The organism is Acidithiobacillus sp. TH-A35 (assembly GCF_057473505.1).
Map to the genome: position 1 here is coordinate 1 of NZ_JBYCKR010000263.1, position 7004 is coordinate 7004.

7 protein-coding genes are annotated in these 7004 nt (G+C 56.6%); 4 read left to right on the forward strand and 3 right to left on the reverse strand.

The window, feature by feature from the left end:
• Together AC2VNK_RS08710 and AC2VNK_RS08715 are read right to left on the reverse strand one after the other, a co-directional pair.
• On the reverse strand, positions 1–1090 hold a 1090-nt coding region (locus AC2VNK_RS08710; protein ID WP_486883485.1), incomplete at its 3' end, for a putative glycoside hydrolase.
• A gap of 153 nt (positions 1091–1243) precedes the next feature.
• Positions 1244–1885, reverse strand: coding sequence for a polysaccharide deacetylase family protein (locus AC2VNK_RS08715; protein ID WP_486883486.1), 642 nt, complete (start codon positions 1883–1885; stop codon positions 1244–1246).
• Between the two features lie 40 nt (positions 1886–1925).
• On the opposite strand from AC2VNK_RS08715, the gene AC2VNK_RS08720 reads away from it, so the two are divergent.
• From AC2VNK_RS08720 to AC2VNK_RS08735, 4 genes are all read left to right on the forward strand, one after another.
• Complete coding sequence (locus AC2VNK_RS08720) at positions 1926–2444, forward strand: hypothetical protein (protein ID WP_486883487.1); 519 nt, start codon at positions 1926–1928, stop codon at positions 2442–2444.
• Between the two features lie 15 nt (positions 2445–2459).
• Entirely contained in the window at positions 2460–3257 is a 798-nt protein-coding gene (locus tag AC2VNK_RS08725) for a spermine/spermidine synthase domain-containing protein (protein WP_486883488.1), read from the forward strand.
• 177 nt (positions 3258–3434) lie between these two features.
• On the forward strand, positions 3435–3776 hold the full coding sequence (locus AC2VNK_RS08730; RefSeq protein WP_291521957.1) for a zinc ribbon domain-containing protein YjdM: 342 nt from the start codon (positions 3435–3437) through the stop codon (positions 3774–3776).
• The gene (locus tag AC2VNK_RS08735) at positions 3773–4684 is read left to right on the forward strand and encodes a LysR family transcriptional regulator (protein ID WP_486883489.1); all 912 of its coding nucleotides are present in this window, start codon (positions 3773–3775) and stop codon (positions 4682–4684) included. Before AC2VNK_RS08730 ends, AC2VNK_RS08735 begins: the two co-directional genes overlap by 4 nt.
• Positions 4685–4691: 7 nt before the next feature.
• Here AC2VNK_RS08735 and AC2VNK_RS08740 read toward each other — a convergent pair whose 3' ends face one another.
• Positions 4692–6971 (reverse strand): nitric oxide reductase activation protein NorD, encoded by a 2280-nt coding sequence (locus AC2VNK_RS08740; protein WP_486883490.1) that lies wholly within the window; start codon positions 6969–6971, stop codon positions 4692–4694.
• Between the last annotated feature and the right edge of the window lie 33 nt (positions 6972–7004).

A 7004-nucleotide genomic window follows, 5' to 3' on the forward strand; every position in this document is an offset into this window, starting at 1 on the left:
AGACATTCCGGGGGTTCCACAGCATCCATCCGTCCGATCCGAAAGTCTGTGCCGCATTGATCTGCGCTGCAATCTCTTCGCCTCCGAAGGGTTTCCCGCCAAAGGCGTAGTCACGAAATGCCTGCAGCCAGGGGCGGAAGCGCACTGCCGGCAATCCCGTTCTTTCCTCGGCCTTGCGCAGCGAGAGGTAAACTATTTGATGCGGATGGAGAACGGGGTTGGGGTAGCCGGGGATACCGTACTGAAAACCCGATGGATAGAGCATGGGAGAGATATAATCGACCTGCTGCGCCATCTCCTCCAGGTTTTGACCGATCCCGGTGTCGTTGCGGTTCCAGATCACATAACCAAAAATATCCGCAGAAAGAAAGACATTGTATGGGATCAAGCGCTTGCGGGCCTCCGCGAGAAAGCCGGAAATTGCCGAGACCCGGCTTTCCTGGGTACTCGACCGGGAAAACACCAGGCCCTTGGCGTCGGGAAAGCGGACGTAGTCGAACTGGATCTCGTCGAAGCCGTCCCTGGCGGCCGCGACGGCGACGTCGATGTTGTAGTCCCATACCTGCTTGCTGAAAGGATCGGTCCAGGCGAGGCCCTCCCGATCCCTCCAGATGGCGCCGCCCACGGTCCTGACGGCCAGATCCGGTCGCGCCAATGCGAGGACGTTGTCCTTGAAAACCACGATCCTGGCAATGGTATAGATGCCTTCTTTGTGCAAATCCTCCATTAGTCGCTTGATATGTTTGATGGTGATAAATCTTTGGGCGCCGATCTCCGTCGCCAGGGGAATGTCGGTGTTGTACGCAATCATTCCCCGGTCGCTTTTCACATCGATCACTACGGCGTTGAGGTCTGTCTTGCCGATGATATCAAGGGCGGATTCCCGCAGACGCGTGTTGGCCGCTCCGTAGGAAGACAAATAAAGGGCCTTGGGTTTGAAAGGCGCGAGGGATAGGGTTTCATCCTCCTTGAGATCTCCGACGGGGACCTCGCGGCGCCTGTAGCCGTAGGCCCTGAGGCCAAGCACTGTCCCTTGCCCGCTGATCTGAAAATGGCCATCCTGGACCGTGCGTACGACCGAATCACCCAAGGTTACAAATGCCCCTGGGATCGGTTTGCACGTCCAGGCGTCCACGACCATCCCGCTGTAGGCGGCAGCGCTCCCCGAGACGAGCAACAAGACTGCAAGTAACGAAGCGCATATGTTTTTTATGTTTTTATAACCCTTCACAACTCACCTCGTTTATCTGGAGTCCGTGGTCAACAGTCTTCCCAATGTCTTGCCCGTATCCTGGTCCGTGACCAGATAGCGCGGGAGGGCCATCACATTATCCGATGGCCCGGCAGGCGCCCTTACCATGGTGAAGGCGGCGATATATCCCGCCGCCACGGCGCTTCTGATCAGGTCCTCATCGTAGATCCCGAAGGGCCATGCGAGCATGTCCACCTTGATCCCCAGTTCCTGATCGAGCTTCGCCCTGGATTGTTCCAATTGCATGGCCACGAACTTCTCGTATGCCTGAAGGGCAAGACGTTTCTTTTCTATCTTGAAGTTCGGATGCCAGTAGGTGTGGGACTGGATGTCCACGAGCCCGGAGTCGTGCATGATCCGCAACTCATCCCAGGTCAGGGCGTAAGACGCCCGGGATATGGCGGAGGGATAGATGAAGAGCGTCACCGGAATATGGTAACGCTGCACCAGGGGAAACATGTCCGCGTACACCGACTGGTGCCCGTCATCCGCGGTGATCACCACGGAATGGGGAGGGGGAGGGGGTCCAACGCCACGAATATATGCCACGACTTCTCTGAGCGGGACAATCCGGTAGCCATGGCTCCTCAGGTATTCAATCTGTGCCGCGAAGACCATCGTGCGAACGGTCATGGCATCTCGCACCGCGGGACCAAAACGATGATAGAGCAGGATGGGCACGACGCGCCCTGTCCCTGATCCCCAAGCCGGTATGGCGAAAAATATGGCGAGTAAAGACACCATTTGCCAAACAACACGCATGTTTGGCTTTTCCGTCCGCTGCGCCCTGCCGGCCTGGAGAAACAACCCCGACTTCCCAAGTTCCATGCGCTCGCCTTCAAAAATTGTCCGGGGCCGCCGCTGGATAGATACTATCAGTTCCCCAGCCGAACAGGAACGCTCGCTTCCGCTGCATAACCGACCATGGATCGCCATTAGTCCCGCATTGCGTCCGCTCATGGAGCACGGTAAATTTGTCCTGATTGCGCTTGTTGATTTTCTCTGTCTGGACGACGGTAAGACCATTTTTAACCATCCTATTTTATTTTGTTTTCACCATGGAGTTGTCGATGATTTATCACAACTTATTGTTCTTATTGATAATAAGTGCGAATGGAAAATCCACGGTCGGGTTACACCCCAGGTCAACCTGACTTTGGCACGACTTTTTAGTAGCGGCGAAAGCCTCTGAGGATGAAACGAAAACATGGATGAATTTGTCGATAAGTTACTCGGGGATATGGACGCAGCGGTACAGACCTGGACAGGGAACCCTTTTGCCCATGAAGGGGATCGCGAGATAACGCTGCGCTTCGACTTTTCGGCCACACAAAGTGTCATGCACAAAGCCGATCCCGATAATCTCGTTCTAGGATATACCCGGACAATGATGGGATTCCTGATGTTCCAGCCAAAACCCGAGCGGATCGCGATGATCGGTTTGGGCGGCGGCTCGCTGGCGAAATATTGCCTGCGCCATATCCCGGATGTACACTTCACGGCAATAGAGATCAACCCCAGGGTTATTGCCCTGCGCGACAAGTTCAGAATCCCTCCGGATGGTCCAAAATTCAAAGTGATTTGTGCTGATGGCGCGGTATATGTCCGAAACCGCTCCAAACTTGTCGATGTGCTGCTCATTGACGGATTCAACCAGGATGGTCAGGCCAGGCAGTTATGCAGCGCGGAGTTCTACGCGCATTGCTACGCCAAACTCCGGAAGGGTGGGGTACTGGTGGTCAATATGCTGAACAGCGATAGAAAATGCGCTACCTATATCACCAGAATTCGCGAGAGATTTGACGACCAGGTCATTGCGATCGAGGCGGAATTGTTTGGGAACAGGATAGTCTTTGCGTATAAGGGAACAGATTTTCCGCTTTTGGCGACGAGGATGAGAGAAGGTGTTGGTGACCTGGGGCCAATGCATACCATTTCTTTGCACGTCATTGCACAGGCAGTGATTGAGCAGATGGAGCAACACCCATTGTCGATTCCTGCGTGACACAACACTGTTTTTGTAGGCGCTGCTGCTATCGCACATACATGATTTTATTGATATGGTTTACTTCATCTTTCCTAAGATGAAGTATCAGGCTACCCACCTGAACATATAGCGGGACACTCATATTTTGTCCACAAGATGCGGTTTTTATCAATAACCACTAAGGAAGGCTTATCTATGGGCAGTATTCCGAGTTGTCAAAAATGCGGTTCAAATTACGTCTATGAAGACGGCGATATTTATATATGTCCAGAGTGCGCACATGAATGGCCAAAAGAAAATAATCTAGAAAAAATTGACTTCCTTCGTGTTTCTGATGCAAATGGTAATGCCATTAATGATGGAGATACCGTAGTAGTGGTGAAAGATCTCAAGATAAAAGGTTCGTCATCAATAATAAAAGTGGGAACAAAAATAAAAAACGTCCGTATTGTTGATGGTGATCATAACATTGATTGTAAGGTGGATGGCGTTGGTGCGATACAGTTAAAGTCTGAGTTTCTGCGAAAAGCACCATGAGCATGCATCTTACCTTTCGCCAGTTACAGGTGTTTACCGCCGTGGCGAAGCATCAGAGCTTTACCCGCGCGGCGCAGTCGCTTCATCTCAGCCAACCCGCCGTATCTATGCAGGTCCGACAGTTGGAAGATCAAGTCGGACTGCCGCTCTTTGAACAACTGGGGCGCCAGATTTATCTCACTGAAGCGGGGCGGGAAATGGCGCGCTACAGTGCCGCCATCACCCAGCAGTTGGATGAGGCGGTGCAAGTAATTAATGGCCTCAAGGGGCTGGCCGGGGGACATATTCATATCAGCGTGGCGACCACTGGGGCATATATCGCACCTTATCTGCTGGCGGCTTTCAGTAAATTGCACCCGCAGGTGACGGTCAGCATGGATGTCACAAATCGGGAGACCTTGCTGCATCAGTTGGCGGAGAACGAAGTGGATGTGGCCATCATGGGGCGGCCACCAGCGGGTTTGTCGCTGGAGGCTACGGCCTTTCTGGAAAACCCGCTGGTGATCATCGCCGCCCCTGATCATCCCTTGTCTCAGGTCAGGGCGATTACTCTGGAGGCGGTGGCGGCTTATCCTTTCATTATGCGGGAGTCGGGTTCGGGGACGCGGATCGCGGTGGAACAATTTTTCGAAAAGGCTGGTGTTGCGCTGCATGCGAGCATCGAAGTCAGCAGCCACGAAGCGATCAAGCATGCGGTGCGCGCCGGTATGGGGCTGGGCATCGCTTCTCTGCATACGGTGCGGGAAGAGTTGCTGGCGGGACATCTGGCGGTGTTGGACGTGCAAGGCATGCCTATCGAACGCCATTGGTATCTGGTGCATCGTCAGGGTAAGCGCCTCTCGGCGGCTACTCAGGCCTTCCGGGATTTTTTGCTGGATCAGGAAGCGGTACGCCTGTTGCCGGAGTAGGGGGCAGTTATCTGGTCAGGGCGATAAACAGTTCCGGCAGCTTTTCCGGCAGTCTGGCAATGTGGTCGATGACGGTGTACTGACGGCCGAAGATGTCGGCGACATAGGCGTCGGCATGGGGATCGAGGCTGATACAGTAGGTGAAGATGCCGTCGCGATCGAGCTCGTTGACCGCTTGGCGGGCATCTTCGATCAGGAGACGATCATCCTGCACATCGACGTCAGAGGGCCGACCGTCGGTGAGTACCAGCATCAGTTTCTTGTCGGCCTTGCGTGCCGCTAAATAGTGTCCCGCGTGGCGCATGGCGGCACCCATCCGGGTCGAATAACCGGCTTGGAGTGCCGCCAGGCGGCCCTTGACGGTATCTCCCCAAGGTTCGGAGAAACCCTTTATGTGCTGATAGCGCACTTCATGGCGGGTGTTGGAGTTGAAACCGGCAATGGCCAGCGGATCGCCGAGTTGCTCGATGGACCAGGCGAGCAGCGATACCGCTTCCTGCGACAGTTGCAACACCGTCTGGCCGTCACTGCCGCCGGTTTTGACGGGCTCATTCAGCGATTCGGACAAGTCCAGCAGCAGGGTCACGGCGATATCGCGACCGGCCGTGCGATGGCTCATGTTGATGCGCGGGTCAGGGGTACTGCCGCTCTTGAAATCCATCCAGGATCGCAAAGCGACGTCCAGATCCAGTTCGCTGCCTTCTTCCTGATAGCGGATGCGCACCTTGTCCTGGGGCTTGAGCAGATCGAGCAGGCGTTTGAGGTGCTTGGCCAGCGCCGCATGCTTGAGGAGCAGTTGATCAATGGTCGCTGCCGCCGCCGAGGCGTGCAGCCCTTCATAGAGGCTGACCCAGTCGGGCCGGTAGCTCTGGCTCTGATAGTCCCATTCGGGATAGTGGCGCGGCGGCAGGCCTTGGGTTTCCAGATCGGGCGCCTTGTGACGCTCCGCGTCGAAGGCCTCTTCCTCATCCCCGGCCTCAATGAAGCGCCATAACCCGCGGTTGTCATCGCGGTAGCTGATCTCGGTATCGGCGAAATGCACTTTGGCGAACTGATCGCTCTGGCGGCGCGTGGCGGTGACATAATCCAGCGCCAGCCGGGCCATGGCCGGCGTATCGGCGTTGCCGTCCGCGAGTTTCCCGTGAAAGCGGCTGACAAAGTCATGGAGCACGGGATTACGGTAGCCGTGTTTCGGGTCGAGCAGCGCCCGCGACAGCATCGCCAGGCGATGGCGTAGGCAGGAGGTCGTCTCCGGGTCGCAGGCATCTTCACCGGGCTTGGGGTGCAGCGCGAGGAATAGCGTGCGCAGGCCGGGATAGGTCCGGATGAGCAGGGTGTCGATGCGGGCGTCCTCAAAAAACTCCACCGCCAGGCGCTGGAAAGGGCTCCAGTTATCGGCTATTTGCGGTGTTGACCAGCGCCGGTGGCCGACCATATGCGCCAGGATCGCGCGGTAGTGGTCCAGCGCGCTGGCAGTCGGCAGGTCATTGAGCACATCCGGCAGCCGCATGCCGAGCGAGTCGTAGTAGGGCTGCGGTTTGCGCAGCGTATCGAAGGCCGTGGAATAGGGTACCAATACTTCGCTGTCCTGCCAGAGTCCGCGCAGGTACAGGTCGAGCTTGCGTTCGACAGCCACCAGCAGGGTGCCGTGACGCTCGCGCTGCAGCACCGCCCGGCTGTCGGCCGACTGTAGCGAGAAGAAGTCTTTCTGACGTTCGGGGTGGTGGAGATAATTGCGCACACCATAGTTGACCCAGTTGCGCAGGCCATCCACCGTTAACCACTGTAGCAAGGCGGGGGCCTGACGCAGCAGGTCGGGCAAACCGGGACTGGGGTGGGTCTGGTGATGGCCGTGGATGGAACTGGTGGTATGTTCCATCATGTCGCGTAGCGTGTTCAGGTAATGCCCCAATTGCTCGCGGCTCTGCAGGGCGCGGCTGACCGGCGCCAGGGTTTGCAGAAATCCGCCAATGGCGTTGCCGTTGGGTGAGCGCTGCATGTGCTGCACCATCTGCATGACCATTTCCAGCGCACCGTCGCCCAGCGCAGTGCCAATATCCGGCCACTCTTCAAGGAAAATCAGGACCGGTTCTTCACCCCGTCCGAGTTTGCAGAGAGTACGCGCTGCATCAACATAGGCGCTCATGCCCGCCGGGCTGAGGCGGGCGTGAGCCTGGGCGACACAGTCGGGAAACACCTCGCCGACCCGGGGGAAACGACAGTCGAGTTGATCCCGGTAGGCCGCCAGGCGGGACGGCAGGGAGGCGTCGCGCGGATGATCCGTCATGGAGGTCAATGCCGCGCTTCAGGCGAAAGTCAT